Source organism: Comamonas terrigena NBRC 13299, from assembly GCF_006740045.1.
Lineage (GTDB): Bacteria > Pseudomonadota > Gammaproteobacteria > Burkholderiales > Burkholderiaceae_C > Comamonas > Comamonas terrigena.
The window spans coordinates 2,663,814-2,680,120 of record NZ_AP019749.1; the positions used below are offsets into that span (position 1 = coordinate 2,663,814).

The following is a 16,307-nucleotide window of genomic DNA, read 5'->3' on the forward strand; positions in this document are numbered from 1 at the left end:
GGCCAGTGTGCGGCCAGCGCGGGGGCTTACAGCCCCGGCAGCTTGTAGCCGGCCAGTTGTTCGCGCAGCTTGGTCTTGAGCATCTTGCCGGTCGCCCCCAGCGGAATGGCGTCCACAAACACCACATCGTCCGGAATCTGCCACTTGGCCGTCTTGCCGTCGAAAAAGGCCAGCAGCTCCTCGCGCGAGACCTCGGCACCGGCCTTCTTCGCCACTGCCACGATGGGGCGCTCGTCCCACTTGGGATGGGGCATGCCGATGCAGGCCGCCATGGCCACCGCCGGGTGGCCCATGGCAATGTTCTCGATGTCGATGGAACTGATCCACTCCCCGCCGGACTTGATCACGTCCTTGGTGCGGTCGGTGATCTGCATATAGCCGTCGGGGTCGATGGTGGCCACGTCGCCGGTGGGGAACCAGCCGCGCCCTTCCTCGTCCTTGACCAGGGGGCTGGCACCCTTGTAGTAGGTGTCCAGAATCCACGGCCCGCGCACCAGCAGGTCGCCGCAGGCCTTGCCGTCCCAGGGCTGGTCCCGGCCGTCGCTGTCCACGATGCGCATGTCCACGCCGTAGATGGGACGGCCCTGCTTCTGCAGGATCTTGCGCTGCTGCTCCTTGGGCAGCGCCAGGTGCTTGTTCTTGAGCGTGCCCAGCGTGCCCAGCGGGCTCATCTCGGTCATGCCCCAGGCGTGCAGCACGCGCACGCCATAGGTGTCCTCGAAGGTGTCGATCATGGCCGGCGGGCAGGCCGAGCCGCCGATCACCGTGCGGTTGAGGTGGCTGAACTTCAGGCCGCCCTGCTGCATATGGGTCAGCAGCATCTGCCAGACGGTGGGCACACCGGCGGCAAAAGTGACGCCTTCGGCCTCGATCAGATCGTACAGCGACTTGCCGTCCAGCGCCGGGCCGGGGAAGACCACCTTGGCGCCGGTCAGCGCGGCCGAATACGGCAGGCCCCAGGCATTGACGTGGAACATGGGCACCACGGGCAGCACGGCATCGCGCGCCGACAGGTTCATCACATCGGGCAGCGCCGCGCCGTAGGCGTGCAGCACGCTGGAGCGGTGGCTGTACAGCACCGCCTTGGGGTTGCCGGTGGTGCCGCTGGTGTAGCACATGCTGGAAGCGGTGTTCTCGTCCAGCTGGGGCCAGCGGTAGTTCTTGGACTGGCCGGCAATCCAGGCCTCGTAGCTGACCAGGCCGGGAATGCCACTGTCGGTCGGCAGCTTGTCGGCATCGCACAGCGCCACCCACTGGCGCACCGTGGGGCACTTGGCGTGCACCGCCTGGATCAGCGGCAGGAAGGTGGTGTCGAAGCACAGCACCTGGTCTTCGGCGTGGTTGACGATCCAGGCAATCTGCTCGGGGTGCAGGCGCGGGTTGATGGTGTGCAGCACCCGGCCCGAGCCGCTGACGCCGTAGTACATCTCCATGTGGCGGTAGCCGTTCCAGGCCAGCGATGCCACGCGGTCGCCGTGGGCCAGCTTCAGCCCGTCCAGCGCATTGGCCAGCTGCTTGGCGCGGGCCGTCAGGTCGCGGTAGGTGTAGCGGTGGATGTCGCCCTCCACGCGGCGCGAGACGATTTCGGCGTCGCCGTGGAAGCGGTTGGCAAATTCAATCAGCGACGAAATCAGCAGCTGCTGATCCTGCATCAAACCTTGCATACGGGGTCTACTCCTTGGATCCGGTCGGTGCCGGTGGTTTTGTTCTGGACTCGCTGCACATCGTAGCCCAGGGCCGTTTGGGCGACTTTCCGTGCTTTCCAGCATGCCAGCCTGACACCTGGGTGACGCACGGCGCTGCGCGGCTGTGCACCAGCGCGCGCGCCGCTTGCCCCGCCGGCTGCAAGGGCAAGCGCCTGCGCCAACAATAAGACGCATGCATGCACCTGCCTCCGCCCCTTCCGGCGCATCCGCTGCCCCCGCCGCAGCCGCTGCGACCACCGCTTGGCAACCTACCTGGAACCCCCAGGGCTTTGCCAGCCTGGGCCCCGCTTTTCTGACCCGGCTGGACCCCACGCCCCTGCCCACACCCCAGCTGCTGGCCCACAGCCCCGACCTGGCCGCCCAGCTGGGCATACCGGCCGGCTGGTGGCAGACCGAGCAGGCCGCCCAGGTGCTGACCGGCAACCGCCTGCTGCCCGGCAGCCAGCCCTATGCCACCGTCTACAGCGGCCACCAGTTCGGCGTGTGGGCCGGCCAGCTGGGCGACGGCCGTGCCATCGTATTGGGTGAGGTGCTGGGCGAGGCGCAGAAAGAAACCGTCGCAACCACCGACACCACTGACACTGACACTGCCGCTCCCTCCGCCCCCGGCTGGGAGCTGCAGCTCAAGGGCGCGGGCCGCACGCCATATTCGCGCCGGGGCGACGGGCGGGCCGTGCTGCGTTCGTCCATCCGCGAGTTTCTGTGCAGCGAAGCCATGCACGCCCTGGGCATTCCCACCACGCGCGCGCTCAGCCTGACCGGCAGCCCGGCCTCCATCTACCGCGAAGAGGTGGAAACCGCCGCCGTGGTCTGCCGCGTCGCGCCCAGCTTCATCCGCTTCGGACACTTCGAGCACTTTGCCGCGCGCGGCCAGGAAGCCGAGCTGCGCCAGCTGGCCGATTACGTGATCGACCGCTACTACCCCGCCTGCCGCACCGCGCCCGGCAACCCCTACGCCGCCCTGCTGCGCACCGTGGCCGAACGCACGGCCGAGCTGCTGGCCCACTGGCAGGCCGTGGGCTTTTGCCACGGCGTGATGAACACCGACAACATGTCCATCCTGGGCCTGACCATCGACTACGGCCCGTTCCAGTTTCTGGACGGGTTCGATCCCGACCACATCTGCAACCACAGCGACACCCAGGGCCGCTACGCCTTCCGCCAGCAGCCGCAGGTGGCGTACTGGAACCTGTTCTGCCTGGGCCAGGCGCTGCACCCGCTGATCGGCGAAGAAGACACCACCGTCGCCGCCATCGAGGCCTACCGCCCGCACTTCTCCGCCGCCTTTGCCGCGCTGATGCGCCGCAAGCTGGGCCTGCCGGCCCTGGCGCAGACCGGCACTGCCGCCACCACACCCGAAGAGGCCGACCCCGCCACGCCCGTGGTGGGCCAGCTGCTGCAGCTGCTGGCGTCGGAAAAAGTGGACTACCCCATCTTCTGGCGCCGTTTGTCCGATGCCGCCGCAACCGGGCAGTACGATGCGGTGCAGGACCTGTTCGTGGACGGCGCTGCCTGGCAACGCTGGCTGCCCTCCTACCTGGCACTGCTGGCGGCTTCCGGCAGCGCGCCGGATACGGCCGCCATGCACCGGGCCAACCCCCGTTTTGTGCTGCGCAACCACCTGGGCGAAACCGCCATCCGCGCCGCCCAGGCCGGCGACACCGGCGTGCTGCAACAATTGCAGGCCGTGCTGGCCGCACCGTACGACGCCCACCCGGCGCACAATGACTGGGCCGGCTTCCCGCCCGACTGGGCTTCCTCCATCTCCATCAGTTGCTCCTCATGACCTACCCCATCCAGAAGACCAGCGCCGAGTGGCAGGCCCTGCTGCAGTCCAAGCACGCCGAACCGGTGGCCTTTGAAGTCACCCGCCACGCCGCCACCGAACGCGCCTTTACCGGCAAATACGAGCAGTACTGGGCCGATGGCAGCTACCACTGCATCTGCTGCGGCGCCAAGCTGTTCGACTCCGACACCAAGTTCGACGCCGGCTGCGGCTGGCCCAGCTTCTGGAAGGCCGTGCCCGGTGCCATCACCGAGATCGTGGACCGCAGCCACGGCATGGTGCGCACCGAAACCGTGTGCAGCCGCTGCGGCGCCCACCTGGGCCATGTGTTTGAAGACGGCCCGCTGCCCACCGGCCTGCGCTACTGCATGAATTCCGCCTCGCTGGACTTCCTGGGCGACGCCCCGCCCCCCAGCCCCACCGGCGTGGTCGACAACGGCAGCCAGGCGCCGGGTGAGGTGGCCGCGCCCACCTCGCCCGACGACACACCCAGTCGCACCGACGGCGGCCACCGCCAGGCCCAGGGCGGCCATAGCTGAACTCTCTGCAACGCGCGCCCGCCCGCCGGTGAGAATGGGGGGCGGCCAGCGCCAGCGGACCGTGCCACCGCCATGCGGACGGGCCGCCCGTGCCCCCTGCCGTCCATCCTGCTTGCGCCCTCCCGTCAGCAACCCTTGTCTGCGGGGTTTTTCGGATATGGCATGCTGCGTTCTTTCGCACCCGGCCCGCAGCGGCTGTCCGCACCGTTACATGAAATTTCTGCTCGATTTCTTCCCCATCATCCTGTTCTTTGTGGCCTACAAGGTCTGGGGCATCTACACCGCCACCGCGGTGGCCATCATCGCCACCGTGCTGCAGATCGGCTATCTGCGCTACAAGACCGGCAAGGTGGAACCCATGCAATGGGTCAGCCTGGGCGTGATCGTGCTGTTCGGCGGCGCCACGCTGCTCGCGCACGACGAGAATTTCATCAAGTGGAAGCCCACGGTGCTGTACTGGCTGATGGGTGGCGCCCTGCTGGTCGGCCAGCTGTTCTTCAAGAAGAACCTGCTCAAAAGCCTGATGGGCGCCCAGATGCAGCTGCCTGAAGCGGCCTGGCGCACCATGAACTGGAGCTGGACCGGATTCTTCGCCGTCATGGGCGTGCTCAACCTGTGGGTGGCCTACAACTTCGACACCGACACCTGGGTCAACTTCAAGCTGTTTGGCGGCATGGGGCTGATGCTGGTGTTCGTGCTGGCCCAGGCCGTGTACCTGAGCCGCCACATGAAGGAAGCCGGCGGCGACAACCCGGCCCTGCCCGGCGCCGACGCCCAGCAGACCCAGGACCGCCAGCCATGAGCGCCCTGCCCATCACGGCAGCCGCCCTCGAAGCGCGGCTGCGCGAAGTGCTGTCCCCGACCCAGCTCGAAGTGATCGACGAAAGCCACCAGCACGCCGGTCACGCCGGCGCCAACGGCACCGGCTTTGGCACCCATTTCCGGGTGCGCGTGGCCAGCCCGCTGTTTGACGGCAAACCGCGCGTTGCACGCCATAGGCTTGTGTATGATTCCTTGCAAGATTTCATCGACCAGGGCCTGCATGCCCTGGCGATCGAAGTGTTGTAAGCGCCAGCAACCCTCTGTTCAAGTCCCGCTGCCCTGCTGGCCGGTGGGCTCACCTATTTTCCTTTTTGGATCCCGCATGAAAAAACAGCTCTTGTCCAGCCTTGTGGCAGCCGCCCTGTTGGGCACGATGGCCTTCTCGGCAACCGCCCAGAACCTGGCCATCGTCAACGGCAAGCCTGTGCCCAAGGCGCGCGCAGACGTTCTGAAGCAACAGCTGGAGCGCTCCGGCCGCCCCGTGTCGGCAGAAATGGAAGAGCAGATCAAGGAAGAAGTGATCGCCCGCGAAATCTTCCTGCAGGAAGCCGGCCGCCGCGGCCTGGCTGCTTCGCCTGGATTCCGCCAGCAGATGGAACTGAATCGTGAAAACGTTCTGATCCGCGAACTGTTCATCGACTTCCAGAAGAAGAACCCTGTCACCGACGCCGAAATCAAGGCCGAATACGACAAGTTCGCCGCTGCCAACGAAGGCAAGGAATACCACGCTGCCCACATCCTGGTGGACTCCGAAGAACGCGCCAAGGCCATCATTGCCGAAGTGAAAGGCGGCAAGAAGTTCGAAGACATCGCCAAGAAGGAATCCAAGGACCCCGGATCCGGCGCCCAAGGCGGCGACCTGGGCTGGTCCAACCCCGGCAGCTACGTGCCCGAATTCAGCGAAGCTATGCTCAAGCTGAACAAGGGCGAAATGACCAGCACCCCGGTCAAGACCCAGTTCGGCTGGCACGTGATCCGCGTGATCGAAACCCGCCAGGCCCAGCTGCCTGCGCTGGACGACGTCAAGCCCCAGATCGCCCAGCAACTGGAACAGCAAAAGCTGATGCAGTTCCAGGACGGTCTGCGCGCCAAGGCCAAGGTGCAGTAAGCACCCGGCACGGTGCCGCTGGCCGGCACCTGCCCCCCAAAAAAACGCGGCTTCGGCCGCGTTTTTTGATGGGCGCCTGCCGGGCAGCGATCGCCCCGCCCCTTCCTTCCGTACTTCCCGCCGGACTTCCCGGCGGACCTGCCCGCCGCCCGGGCATGTGCCCCGGTCAGAAACAGACAAGCCCCTGTCCGCGCCGTCCTCGGCGGCAGACAGGGGCTTGCCTTGGGGGCTTGCTTGAGAAGGTGACCGAGGGCTCAGCCCTGCGGCCTCAGACCCTCAACGCAGTGAGGCCCTCAGGCCGCGCACAGATCCGGCTGGCGCAGCAGATGCTTCTGGATCTTGCCGCTGGTGGTCTTGGGCAGGCTGTCCACAAAGTGGTAGCTGCGCGGGCGCTTGTAGCTGGCCAGGCGGTCGCCCTGCATCAGAAAGGCATCCAGCACCGCCGCCGTCACCGCCGTGCCCGGCTTGGCCACCACATAGGCGGCCACCACCTGGCCCCAGCGCGCGTCCTTCTCGCCCACCACGGCCGCTTCCAGCACCTCGGCGTGCTCGACCAGGGCATCTTCCACCTCGCGCGGGTAGACGTTCTCCGCCCCCGAATTGATCATGTAGTCGATGCGGTCGCGGATCCACAGATAGCCATCGGCATCCAGGTGCCCCAGATCGCCGGTGTGGTACCAGCCGTGGGCCAGCGCCTTGGCGTTGGCCTCCGGGCGGTTCAGGTAGCCGGCCATCATGCAGGGGCCGCGCACCAGGATCTCGCCCACCTCGCCCACCGCGCAGGCGTCGGACGGGTCGGTGGCGGCGCCGTCCTCGCGCACCCGCGCCACCACCAGATCGTGGTTCAGCGACGGCAGGCCGGCCGAGCCGGCATGGCTGAGCTGCTCATGCGGATACAGCACCGACATGCACGGCCCCATTTCGGTGGTGCCGAAGACCTGCACCAGGCCCGATCCCACCTGGCGCGTCCATTCGCGGATCAGGTGCGGCGCCATCGAGGCCCCGCCGTACTCCACCAGGCGCAGCGACGACAGATCGCGCTGCCCCAGGCTCGCGTCGTTCAGCAGCATGGTGACCATGGTCGGCGCGGCAAAGAAGAAGGTGACTTTTTTCCGCCTCCACCAGGCGCAGCGCATCGGCCGCATCAAAGCGGCGCTGCAGCACCTGGGTGGCGCCCACCTGCAGGCGCGGCAAAAAGCTGGTGTGCAGCTCGGCCGTGTGGTTCAGCGGGGCCACCGACAGGCCCACATCCTCGCGGCGGAACTGCATCACCTGGTGCATCATGGCGTTGTGTGCCAGCTTGCTGCGGTGGGTGTGCAGCACGCCCTTGGGGCGGCCGGTGGTGCCGCTGGTGTACATCAGGATGCAGGGCGCATCCTCGTCCACCCGCACGTCCACCGGCGTGGCGGGCTGGCCGTCTGCCAGCGCGGCCAGCTGCGCGGTGGCAAAGGCCGGTGCGGCGCCCGGATCGGCATGGATCCAGTGCTGCACCTGGGGCACCAGCAGCCTGGCCTTCTCGACCACGGCAGCGCCCTCATCCTCGAACACCAGCGCCTTGGCACTGCCGTCCTGCAGGATGAACGCCAGCTCCTGCGCGGCCAGCCGGTAGTTGATGGGGTTGAAGATGGCACCCAGGCGCGCCGTCGCCAGCAAGGTGAACACAAAGGCCGGCGTGTTGTACAGAAAGGCCGCCACCACATCGCCCTGGCCAATGCCCAGCTGCTGCAGGCCGTGGGCGTGGCGGTTCACCTCGGCATCCAGCTCGGCATAGGTCCAGGCGCGGCGGCCCTGCGCGTCCGACACCACCAGCGCCTCCTTGCGCGGCAGATAGCGCGCCGGCCAGGCCAGCGTGTCGCCCAGGGTCAGCGCCGCACGCGGTGCCGGGACAGGGGCTGCGCCCGCGGGGGAAAACTGTGTGTCGACCAACTTCGTCTCCTTGAATCCATCGAAATTGGTAGACGAGTATAGGCAGCGCCTCAGATCGATTGCATCTATGCATATGCATCCGGGTAGGCACCGCCCATCGGGCCGGATATACTGCGCGGATTCGTCAGGAGAGCGCGCCCGGCCAGCAGGCCCAGCGGCGCCGCCGAAGGCGCAGGGGCAACCCCGAACGCTCAGGCAAAAGGACTGGCAGCCGCCCGCCGCATCGACCGCGGGCGTACCTTGTTGGAGAGAGGCGCGGGTGCTGGCACCCCGTCCACCGAAGGAGCAAGCCCCACGCCTGGAAGGTGCGGGTGAATCTCTCAGGTAAAGCGGACAACAGGGCAAAGCGCAGGCGGCGCAGGCCGCCGGCATTTCTTTTGCTTTGCTCTGCGACACCATGACCGCTGACACCACCGACCTGCTGACCACCCCGCTGTACGCCCTGCACCTGGAGCTGGGGGCACGCATGGTTCCCTTTGCCGGCTACGCCATGCCGGTGCAATACCCCAGCGGCCTGATGGCCGAACACCGCCACACCCGCGACGCCGCCGGCCTGTTCGACGTCTCCCACATGGGCCAGCTGCGCCTGGTGGGCCCTGACGCCGCCGCCGCACTGGAAACCCTGCTGCCCGTCGACGTGCAGGGCCTGGGCCTGCACAAGCAGCGCTACGGCCTGCTGCTGAACGCCCAGGGCGGCATCCTGGACGACCTGATGTTCGTCAACCGCGGCGACGACCTGTTCCTCATCGTCAACGGCGCCTGCAAGGTGGCGGACATCGCCCACATCCAGCAGCACATCGGCAGCCGCTGCCAGGTCATCCCCATGCCCGAACAGGCCCTGCTGGCCCTGCAAGGCCCGCAGGCCGCCGCAGCCCTGGGCCGCCTGGCCCCCGAAGTGCTGGGCCTGGTGTTCATGACCGGCATGGCGGTACAGATCGACGGCATTGCCTGCTACGTCACGCGCAGCGGGTACACGGGCGAAGACGGCTTTGAAATCTCCGTGCCCGGCACCCAGGCCGAAGCCCTGGCCCGCAAGCTGCTGGCCCAGCCCGAGGTGGAACCCATCGGCCTGGGCGCCCGCAATTCGCTGCGCCTGGAAGCCGGCCTGTGCCTGTACGGCAACGACATGGACGACAAGACCACCCCGGTGGAAGCCGCCCTCACCTGGGCCATCCAGAAGGTGCGCCGCACCGGCGGTGCCCGCGCCGGCGGCTTTCTGGGCGCCGACACCGTGCTGGCCCAGCTGGACAACCCGGCGCTGCTGCAACGCAAGCGCGTGGGCCTGATCGCCACCGAGCGCGTGCCGGTGCGCGAGCCCGCCGTGCTCGAGAACATGGACGGCCAGCAGGTCGGCTACATCACCAGCGGCCTGCTCAGCCCCAGCCTGAACCAGCCCGTGGCCCTGGGCTATGTGCAGCCCGACTACACCGCAGAAGGCACGGAACTGTTCGCCATGGTGCGCGGCAAGCCGGTGCCCATGAAGGTGTCGGCCACCCCGTTCGTTCCGGCGCGCTACCACCGCGGCTGAACGGTCTGCGGCCAGCCCGCCTGCCGGCCCCCGGCGCCACAAAAAAGCACCGCCAAGCCCGGGTGCAGGCGCCAAGGCCGCTACAGTGCTGCCAGACCTGTCCCAAACACTGCGTGCACCGCCTGCACCAGCCCATTTTTTTTCAGAAACTTACCCAACGGAGCTTCCCATGAGCATCAAGTTTTCCAAAGAGCACGAGTGGATCAACACCGCCGACACCAACGCCGCTGTGGTCGGCATCACTGTCCACGCGCAGGACGCGCTGGGCGATGTGGTGTTCGTCGACCTGCCCGCCGTGGGCACCACCTTCAATGAAGGCGAAGTGGCCGGCGTGGTCGAATCCGTCAAGGCCGCAGCCGATGTCTACATGCCCGTGAGCGGCGAGATCGTCGAAGTCAACGAAGCTCTGCGCGACGACCCCTCCCTGGCCAACAGCGACCCGCTGGGTGCCGGCTGGTTCTTCAAGGTCAAGCTGTCCGATGCATCGCAACTGGATGCGCTGATGGACAAGACCGCCTACGACAGCTTCGCGGCCGGCGCCTGACGCCCAGCCCGCAGCCGTACCGCCCCAGCTTTTGAGATAGGTCCCCTCCATGCTGATGTCTGCCCCCGCCCCTGTGGAATCGCTCCACGCCCTGGAAAACCACAGCGAATTCCTGCCCCGCCATATCGGCATCGATGCGCAGGATGAAGCCCACATGCTCAGCGTGATCGGCGAAGCCTCGCGCGCCGCGCTGATCGACTCCATCGTGCCCAAGGCCATCCGCCGCAGCCGCGCCATGCAGCTGCCGGCCGCGGTGACCGAGGCCGAGGCGCTGGCAGAGCTGAAGGCACTGGCGGGCCAGAACCGCGTGCTCAAAAGCTTTATCGGCCAGGGCTACTACGGCACCCACACGCCGGGCGTGATCCTGCGCAACATCCTGGAGAACCCGGCCTGGTACACGGCCTACACGCCCTACCAGGCCGAAATCTCCCAAGGCCGCATGGAGGCGCTGGTCAACTTCCAGACCATGGTCACCGACCTGACCGGCATGCCCATCGCCAACGCGTCCATGCTGGACGAGGCCACGGCCGCCGCCGAAGCCATGACGCTGGCCAAGCGTTCCGTCAAATCGAAGAGCAACCGCTTCGTGGTGGCGGGCGACACCCACCCGCAGACCATCGAGGTGGTGCAGACCCGCGCCGCGCCGCTGGGCATCACCGTGGTGGTGGCCAACTCCAAGGAGGAGTGGGACGCTGCACTGGCAGATGGCTTCTTCGCCGCGCTGATCCAGTACCCCGCCAGCAGCGGCTGGATCGCGGACTGGAAGGCCGATGTGCAGGCCATCCACGCCCAGCAGGCTGCGGCCATCTTCGCTACCGACCTGCTGGCCCTGACCCTGCTGACGCCGCCCGGCGAAATGGGCGCCGACATCGTGGTCGGCAGCACCCAGCGCTTTGGCATGCCCATGGGCGCGGGCGGCCCGCACGCCGCCTTCATGGCCTGCCGCGACGAATTCAAGCGCTCCCTGCCCGGCCGCCTGGTCGGCGTGAGCGTCGACGTGCACGGCAAGCCCGCCTACCGCCTGGCGCTGCAGACCCGCGAACAGCACATCCGCCGCGAGAAAGCCACCTCCAACATCTGTACGGCCCAGGTGCTGCCGGCGGTCATCGCCAGCATGTACGCCGTCTACCACGGCCCCCAGGGCCTGGCGCGCATCGCCCGCCGCGTGGCCCGCCTCACGGCCATCCTCAGCCGCGGCCTGACCCAGCTGGGCTATTCCAGCCGCCACCACGGCACGGCCTTCGACACCATCGCACTGCACACCCAGGGCGCGACCGATGCCATCGCTGCGCGCGCCGTCGCCCAGGGCGTGAACCTGCGCAAGGCCTGGAACGAATACCTGTGCATCAGCCTGGATGAAACCAGCACCCGCGCCGATGTGGAACTGCTGTGGAGCATCTTCGCCCAGGACGGCCAGGCCCTGCCCACGGTCGAGGCCATGGACGAAGGCGCGCCCTCGCTGATCCCCGAGGGCCTGCAGCGCCGCAGCAGCTACCTGACCCACCCGGTGTTCAACACCCACCACTCCGAAACCGCCATGCTGCGCTACATCCGCAGCCTCAGCGACAAGGACCTGGCGCTGGACCGCAGCATGATCCCGCTGGGCTCGTGCACCATGAAGCTCAACGCCACCAGCGAGATGATCCCCATCACCTGGCCAGAGTTCGCCCACATCCACCCCTTTGCCCCGGCCGACCAGCTGCAGGGCTATGCCCAGCTGGACGCCCAGCTGCGCCAGTGGCTGTGCGAAGCCACGGGCTACGCCGGCGTCAGCCTGCAGCCCAATGCCGGCAGCCAGGGCGAATACGCCGGCCTGCTGGCCATCAAGGGCTTCCACGCCGCACGCGGCGAAGCCCACCGCAACATCTGCCTGATCCCCAGCAGCGCCCACGGCACCAACCCCGCCAGCGCCCAGATGGTGGGCATGCAGGTGGTGGTCACCAAGTGCGATGACAACGGCAACGTCGATCTGGCCGACCTGCAGGCCAAGTGCGAGCAGCACAGCGCCAACCTGGCCTGCGTGATGATCACCTACCCCAGCACGCACGGCGTGTTCGAGACCCAGGTGAAGGAACTCTGCGCCCTGGTGCACCGCCACGGCGGCCGTGTCTACGTGGACGGCGCCAACATGAACGCCCTGGTCGGCGTGGCCGCCCCCGGCGAATTCGGCGGCGACGTGAGCCACCTGAACCTGCACAAGACCTTCTGCATCCCCCACGGCGGTGGCGGCCCCGGCGTGGGCCCGGTCTGCGTGGTGGAAGACCTGGTGCCATTCCTGCCCGGTCACGCCGCAGGCGGCATTGCCGGCCAGGTCGGCGCGGTCAGTGCCGCCCCCCTGGGCAATGCGGCCGTGCTGCCCATCAGCTGGATGTACATCCGCATGATGGGCGCCGCAGGCCTGCAGGCCGCCACGGAAACCGCCATCCTCAGCGCCAACTACATCAGCGCCCGCCTCAAGGACCATTTCCCCACGCTGTACGCCTCGGCCAACGGCCATGTGGCGCACGAGTGCATCCTGGACCTGCGCGGCCTGAAGGACACCAGCGGCGTGATGGCCGAAGACGTGGCAAAGCGCCTGATCGACTACGGCTTCCACGCCCCGACGCTGTCCTTCCCGGTGGCCAACACGCTGATGGTGGAGCCCACCGAGAGCGAACCGCTGGCCGAGATCGACCGTTTCATCGCCGCGATGATCGCCATCCGCGAGGAAATCCGCCAGGTCGAAGCCGGCCGCTGGGACCGCGAAGACAACCCGCTCAAGCACGCACCCCACACCGCCGAGCAGGTCGTGGGGGACAACTGGCAGCACGCCTACGGGCGCGAAACAGCGGCCTATCCGCTGCCCGCGCTGCGCCGCAGCAAGTACTGGAGCCCGGTGGGCCGCGTGGACAATGTCTATGGCGACCGCAACCTGTTCTGCAGCTGCGTGCCGCTGGACGCCTTTTCGGAGTGACTTTTCAGCGGAAATTCCACACCACCTAGGGATAGCCCTTGTAGCCGCCCCTGCGGGCGGCTTACACTGCCCCTCCCTGTGGCGTGACACACCCGCGCTGCGGCACCACTTCTATGAGCCGCCCGGACCTCTCCTTTCTGCTGCAACACGAAGATCCTGACGCCACGCAGGATCTGCTGCCCCCTGCGCCGTCGCTGGCGCCGGTCTATCCCAATCTGGACGCCTGGGAAGCCACCGAGCACAGCGCCGACGACCCGCTGGCCGCACTGATCGCCGAGCTGCGCAACTACCAGGCCGAGCTGGAAATCCAGAACAAGGTGCTGGACTACAGCCAGGCGGTGGCAGAAAGCGCGTCCGAACGCTTCGAGGCGCTGTTCTCCAGCGTGCCGCTGCCGCTGCTGGTGATCGACGAGCACGACATCGTCATCCAGGCCAACGCCATGGCGCACAGCGCCTTCCAGTCGCCCAGCCAGGACCGGCTGCTGGCCTCCTTCATGCCCTTTGTGGTGCCCGAAGACGCCGACCGCGTGGCCCAGGCCTTCTTGGAAGCCCGCCAGCAAGGCCGCAGCGAAGTGCACGAAGTGCAGTTCTCGGTGTCCCAGGGCCATGCCATGCAGGGCGACCTGCACATCGCCTGCATCGAAATCCCCCAGCGCACCGGCCCGGCATCGGCCCAGTTCATGTGCGCCGTGGTCGACCAGGGTCCGCTGCTGGCCGAGCGCCAGACCCTGCAGGAGCGCAACACCCAGCTGCACGCCAGCGAGCGGCGCCTGGAGGCGGTGATCAACACCTCCATGGACGCCATCATCTGCGTGGACAGCCAGCGGCGCATCACGGTCTTCAACCCCACGGCCGCCACGCTGTTCCTGTGCCCGGTGCAGGAAGCCCTGGGCAGCCGCCTGGAGCGCTTTCTGCCCGATGCGGCCTATGCGCTGGAGCTGGCCCCGCTGACCACCCAGGCGGTGCTGGGCGAGATGACCGGCCGCACCGCCAGCGGCCGCGACATCCCGGTGGAAGTCGGCATCTCGTTCGAGCGCTATGGCGAAGGCGAGACCACCACCGTCTTTGCCCGCGACCTCACCAGCCGCAAGCGCGCCGAAGCCCAGCGCGGCGAACTGGAAGTGCAGCTGCGCGAATCGCACAAGATGCAGGCCCTGGGCACCTTGGCCGGCGGCATTGCGCACGACTTCAACAACATCGTCGGCGCCATCCTGGGCAATGTGGAACTGGCCATGGCCGACTGCGCCCAGAACAGCCCGCTGCAGGAAAGCCTGCGCGAGATCGAAAAAGCCGGCAAGCGCGCCCGCGACCTGGTGCGCCAGATCCTGACCTTCAGCCGCAACCAGCCCCCCCCAGCGCCGTGCCGTGCATGCCGGCGAAGTGCTGCGCGACACCGAGCGCCTGCTGCGCGTATCCCTGCCTCCGGCCATCGAGCTGCAGACCCACGTCCACGCCCAGCTGCCCGCCTTGCTGGCCGACCCCACGCAGGTGGAGCAGGCCCTGTTCAACCTGGCCACCAATGCCATGCATGCCATCGGCGAAGTCCGGGGCATGGTGCGCATGGAGGTGGAGCTGCAGGACCCCGATCCCCGCCTGCGCGAGCGCCTGGGTCTGGCCAACAGCCCCTACATCGTCTACACCGTGCAGGACAATGGCCCGGGCATGACGCCGCAGACACTGCAGCGCATCTTCGAGCCCTTCTTCACCACCAAGCCCGTGGGCCAGGGCACCGGCCTGGGCCTGGCCGTGGTGCACGGCGTGATGCGCACCCACGGCGGCGCCGTGGATGTGCACAGCCAGCCCGGCCTGGGCAGCCGCTTTGCACTGTACTTTCCGGTCACCGAAGGGGTGGAACTGCCCCCCGTCGTGACCGAGCCGCCGCGCACCTCGGTGGTGGCCACGCCGCCGGCCGCCGGCGCCATGCTGGCCGACTGCCATGTGATGTACGTGGACGACGACGAAGCCCTGGTCTTCCTGGTCAAGCGCCTGCTCAAGCGCCGGGGCTACCGCGTCACCGGCTTCAGCGACCCGCACGAAGCCACGCATGCCCTGCACGCCGCGCCCCAGGAATACCACCTGCTGGTGACCGACTACAACATGCCCGGCTACTGCGGCGTGGATCTGGTGCGCGCCGCGCTGCAGATCCGCCCCGACCTGCCCGTGGCCCTGGCTTCGGGCTACATCACCGCCGAGATCGAGCAACAGGCCCTGTCGGCCGGTGCCCAGGCGCTGATCCACAAGCCCAACGACGTGGAAGAGCTGTGCGCCACCGTGGACCGCCTGCTGCATGGCGTCAGCGCCGAGCCCCCAGCCTGCTGAGCACTGCCACCTGCCGATGACCGAGATGTGTGCCCAGGCCACCGCGCCGCTGCATTGCCTGTTTGAAGACCCGCACCTGCTGGTGCTGGACAAGCCCGCCGGCCTGCTGTGCGTGCCCGGGCGCGGCCCGGACAAGCAGGACTGCCTGAGCGCCCGCGCCCAGGCCCGCTGGCCCGACGCGCTGATCGTGCACCGGCTGGACATGGCGACCTCCGGCATCGTGCTGATGGCGCGCAGCCTGGACGTGCAGCGCCGCCTCAGCCTGGCCTTCGAGCAGCGCCGGGTGCACAAGAACTACGAGGCCGTGGTCAGCGGCACCCCTCCAGCAGCACCGCAGCAGTGGCAGGACCTGCACGCCCCGATTGCCGCCGACTGGGAACGCCGCCCGCTGCGCGTGGTGGCCCCGGAAGGCAAGCCCAGCCATACGCGCTGGCAGCGGCTGGATTCCTGGCTGCAGCAGGGGCAGCCCGTCAGCCGCCTGCGGCTGGAGCCGGTGACCGGCCGCACCCACCAGCTGCGCCTGCACATGCAGCACCTGGGCCACCCCATGCTGGGCGACGCCCTGTACGCGCCACCGGACATTGCCGCCGCCGCCCCGCGCCTGCTGTTGCACGCCTGCACGCTGGCGCTGCAGCACCCCATCACAGGGCAGGACATGCACTGGCACAGTGCGGTGCCGTTCTGAGCCGCGCGCGCTTCCTACGCCTTCCTGCGCCTTTCTGCCCCATCCTGCAACCGTCCTGCGCCAGCATCGCCTCGCAGTTCCCAGGGTGAACCCCAAGACCGGGCCGACACGGTTCAAACCCGGTTTGTCCCTGCGCAAAAAACCATAAGAAAAATACGCCTGTACGGCGCTCTGGAATTAAATAGCCTGCTATTCATTTCATAGACAGTAAGGGCTGACATCCGTCTGACGCAGGGTTTTCACTGCGGCGCTTGAAACCTGCACTTCAGCGCAAAAGCTTTTACAGATTTGCAATATTCCTGCAATCTTCCGCCTGCACAGCGCCCCTGCGGTGGGGGTATCAAATTTGCAGGCGCTTGCTCCATAGGCAAAAACCCTGTTGTTGCACCTA

General features: G+C 67.6%; 10 protein-coding genes, 3 pseudogenes and 2 riboswitches. Of the genes and pseudogenes, 10 read left to right on the top strand and 3 right to left on the bottom strand.

What is annotated here, in order from left to right; genetic code table 11:
- Positions 1–26: 26 nt before the first annotated feature.
- The gene (locus CT3_RS11945; RefSeq protein WP_066532761.1) at positions 27–1,664 is read right to left on the bottom strand and encodes a 3-(methylthio)propionyl-CoA ligase; all 1,638 of its coding nucleotides are present in this window, start codon (positions 1,662–1,664) and stop codon (positions 27–29) included.
- 214 nt (positions 1,665–1,878) lie between these two features.
- On the opposite strand from CT3_RS11945, the gene CT3_RS11950 reads away from it, so the two are divergent.
- The 5 genes and pseudogenes from CT3_RS11950 (at position 1,879) to CT3_RS11970 (ending at position 5,961) form a co-directional block, all read left to right on the top strand.
- The gene (locus tag CT3_RS11950) at positions 1,879–3,492 is read left to right on the top strand and encodes a protein adenylyltransferase SelO (RefSeq protein ID WP_066532767.1); all 1,614 of its coding nucleotides are present in this window, start codon (positions 1,879–1,881) and stop codon (positions 3,490–3,492) included.
- A pseudogene (gene msrB, locus CT3_RS11955) lies at positions 3,489–3,893 on the top strand (peptide-methionine (R)-S-oxide reductase MsrB); the annotation flags it as partial. The gene CT3_RS11950 and the pseudogene msrB, both read left to right, overlap by 4 nt.
- Positions 3,894–4,242: 349 nt before the next feature.
- Positions 4,243–4,833: a septation protein A gene (locus CT3_RS11960; RefSeq protein ID WP_066532769.1), complete on the top strand. Its 591-nt coding sequence runs from the start codon at positions 4,243–4,245 to the stop codon at positions 4,831–4,833.
- Complete coding sequence (locus tag CT3_RS11965; RefSeq protein ID WP_066532773.1) at positions 4,830–5,099, top strand: BolA family protein; 270 nt, start codon at positions 4,830–4,832, stop codon at positions 5,097–5,099. Before CT3_RS11960 ends, CT3_RS11965 begins: the two co-directional genes overlap by 4 nt.
- 76 nt (positions 5,100–5,175) lie before the next feature.
- Positions 5,176–5,961 carry a peptidylprolyl isomerase gene (locus tag CT3_RS11970; RefSeq protein WP_066532775.1) on the top strand — a complete coding sequence of 262 codons (786 nt, stop codon included), beginning with the start codon at positions 5,176–5,178 and terminating at the stop codon, positions 5,959–5,961.
- A 293-nt stretch (positions 5,962–6,254) separates the two neighbouring features.
- Here the strand turns inward: CT3_RS11970 and CT3_RS21575 are convergent, their stop codons facing one another.
- Complete coding sequence (locus CT3_RS21575; protein ID WP_428041537.1) at positions 6,255–7,106, bottom strand: AMP-binding protein; 852 nt, start codon at positions 7,104–7,106, stop codon at positions 6,255–6,257.
- Positions 7,107–7,110: 4 nt separating this feature from the next.
- A pseudogene (locus CT3_RS21580) lies at positions 7,111–7,767 on the bottom strand (AMP-binding protein); the annotation flags it as partial.
- Between the two features lie 239 nt (positions 7,768–8,006).
- Positions 8,007–8,095: riboswitch (glycine riboswitch) on the top strand.
- 25 nt (positions 8,096–8,120) lie between these two features.
- A riboswitch (glycine riboswitch) is annotated at positions 8,121–8,234 on the top strand.
- A 50-nt stretch (positions 8,235–8,284) separates the two neighbouring features.
- On the opposite strand from CT3_RS21580, the gene gcvT reads away from it, so the two are divergent.
- The 5 genes and pseudogenes from gcvT (at position 8,285) to CT3_RS12000 (ending at position 15,916) form a co-directional block, all read left to right on the top strand.
- Entirely contained in the window at positions 8,285–9,415 is a 1,131-nt protein-coding gene (gcvT, locus tag CT3_RS11980) for a glycine cleavage system aminomethyltransferase GcvT (protein WP_066533336.1), read from the top strand.
- 169 nt (positions 9,416–9,584) lie between these two features.
- On the top strand, positions 9,585–9,959 hold the full coding sequence (gene gcvH, locus CT3_RS11985; protein ID WP_066532777.1) for a glycine cleavage system protein GcvH: 375 nt from the start codon (positions 9,585–9,587) through the stop codon (positions 9,957–9,959).
- 49 nt (positions 9,960–10,008) lie between these two features.
- Complete coding sequence (gcvP, locus tag CT3_RS11990) at positions 10,009–12,912, top strand: aminomethyl-transferring glycine dehydrogenase (RefSeq protein ID WP_066532779.1); 2,904 nt, start codon at positions 10,009–10,011, stop codon at positions 12,910–12,912.
- A gap of 113 nt (positions 12,913–13,025) precedes the next feature.
- Positions 13,026–15,231, top strand: a pseudogene (locus tag CT3_RS11995) (PAS domain-containing hybrid sensor histidine kinase/response regulator).
- A gap of 16 nt (positions 15,232–15,247) precedes the next feature.
- Positions 15,248–15,916: an RluA family pseudouridine synthase gene (locus CT3_RS12000; protein WP_066532784.1), complete on the top strand. Its 669-nt coding sequence runs from the start codon at positions 15,248–15,250 to the stop codon at positions 15,914–15,916.
- The last annotated feature ends 391 nt before the right edge of the window (positions 15,917–16,307 follow it).

Excerpts from the sequence above, each read along its gene's own strand:
- gcvT (WP_066533336.1), top strand. The coding sequence starts at position 8,285 with ATGACCGCTGACACCACCGACCTGCTGACCACCCCGCTGTACGCCCTG.
- CT3_RS12000 (WP_066532784.1), top strand. The coding sequence starts at position 15,248 with ATGACCGAGATGTGTGCCCAGGCCACCGCGCCGCTGCATTGCCTGTTT.
- gcvH (WP_066532777.1), top strand. The coding sequence starts at position 9,585 with ATGAGCATCAAGTTTTCCAAAGAGCACGAGTGGATCAACACCGCCGAC.
- CT3_RS11950 (WP_066532767.1), top strand. The coding sequence starts at position 1,879 with ATGCATGCACCTGCCTCCGCCCCTTCCGGCGCATCCGCTGCCCCCGCC.
- CT3_RS21575 (WP_428041537.1), bottom strand. The coding sequence starts at position 7,106 with ATGCGGCCGATGCGCTGCGCCTGGTGGAGGCGGAAAAAAGTCACCTTC.
- CT3_RS11960 (WP_066532769.1), top strand. The coding sequence starts at position 4,243 with ATGAAATTTCTGCTCGATTTCTTCCCCATCATCCTGTTCTTTGTGGCC.
- gcvP (WP_066532779.1), top strand. The coding sequence starts at position 10,009 with ATGCTGATGTCTGCCCCCGCCCCTGTGGAATCGCTCCACGCCCTGGAA.
- CT3_RS11970 (WP_066532775.1), top strand. The coding sequence starts at position 5,176 with ATGAAAAAACAGCTCTTGTCCAGCCTTGTGGCAGCCGCCCTGTTGGGC.
- CT3_RS11965 (WP_066532773.1), top strand. The coding sequence starts at position 4,830 with ATGAGCGCCCTGCCCATCACGGCAGCCGCCCTCGAAGCGCGGCTGCGC.
- CT3_RS11945 (WP_066532761.1), bottom strand. The coding sequence starts at position 1,664 with ATGCAAGGTTTGATGCAGGATCAGCAGCTGCTGATTTCGTCGCTGATT.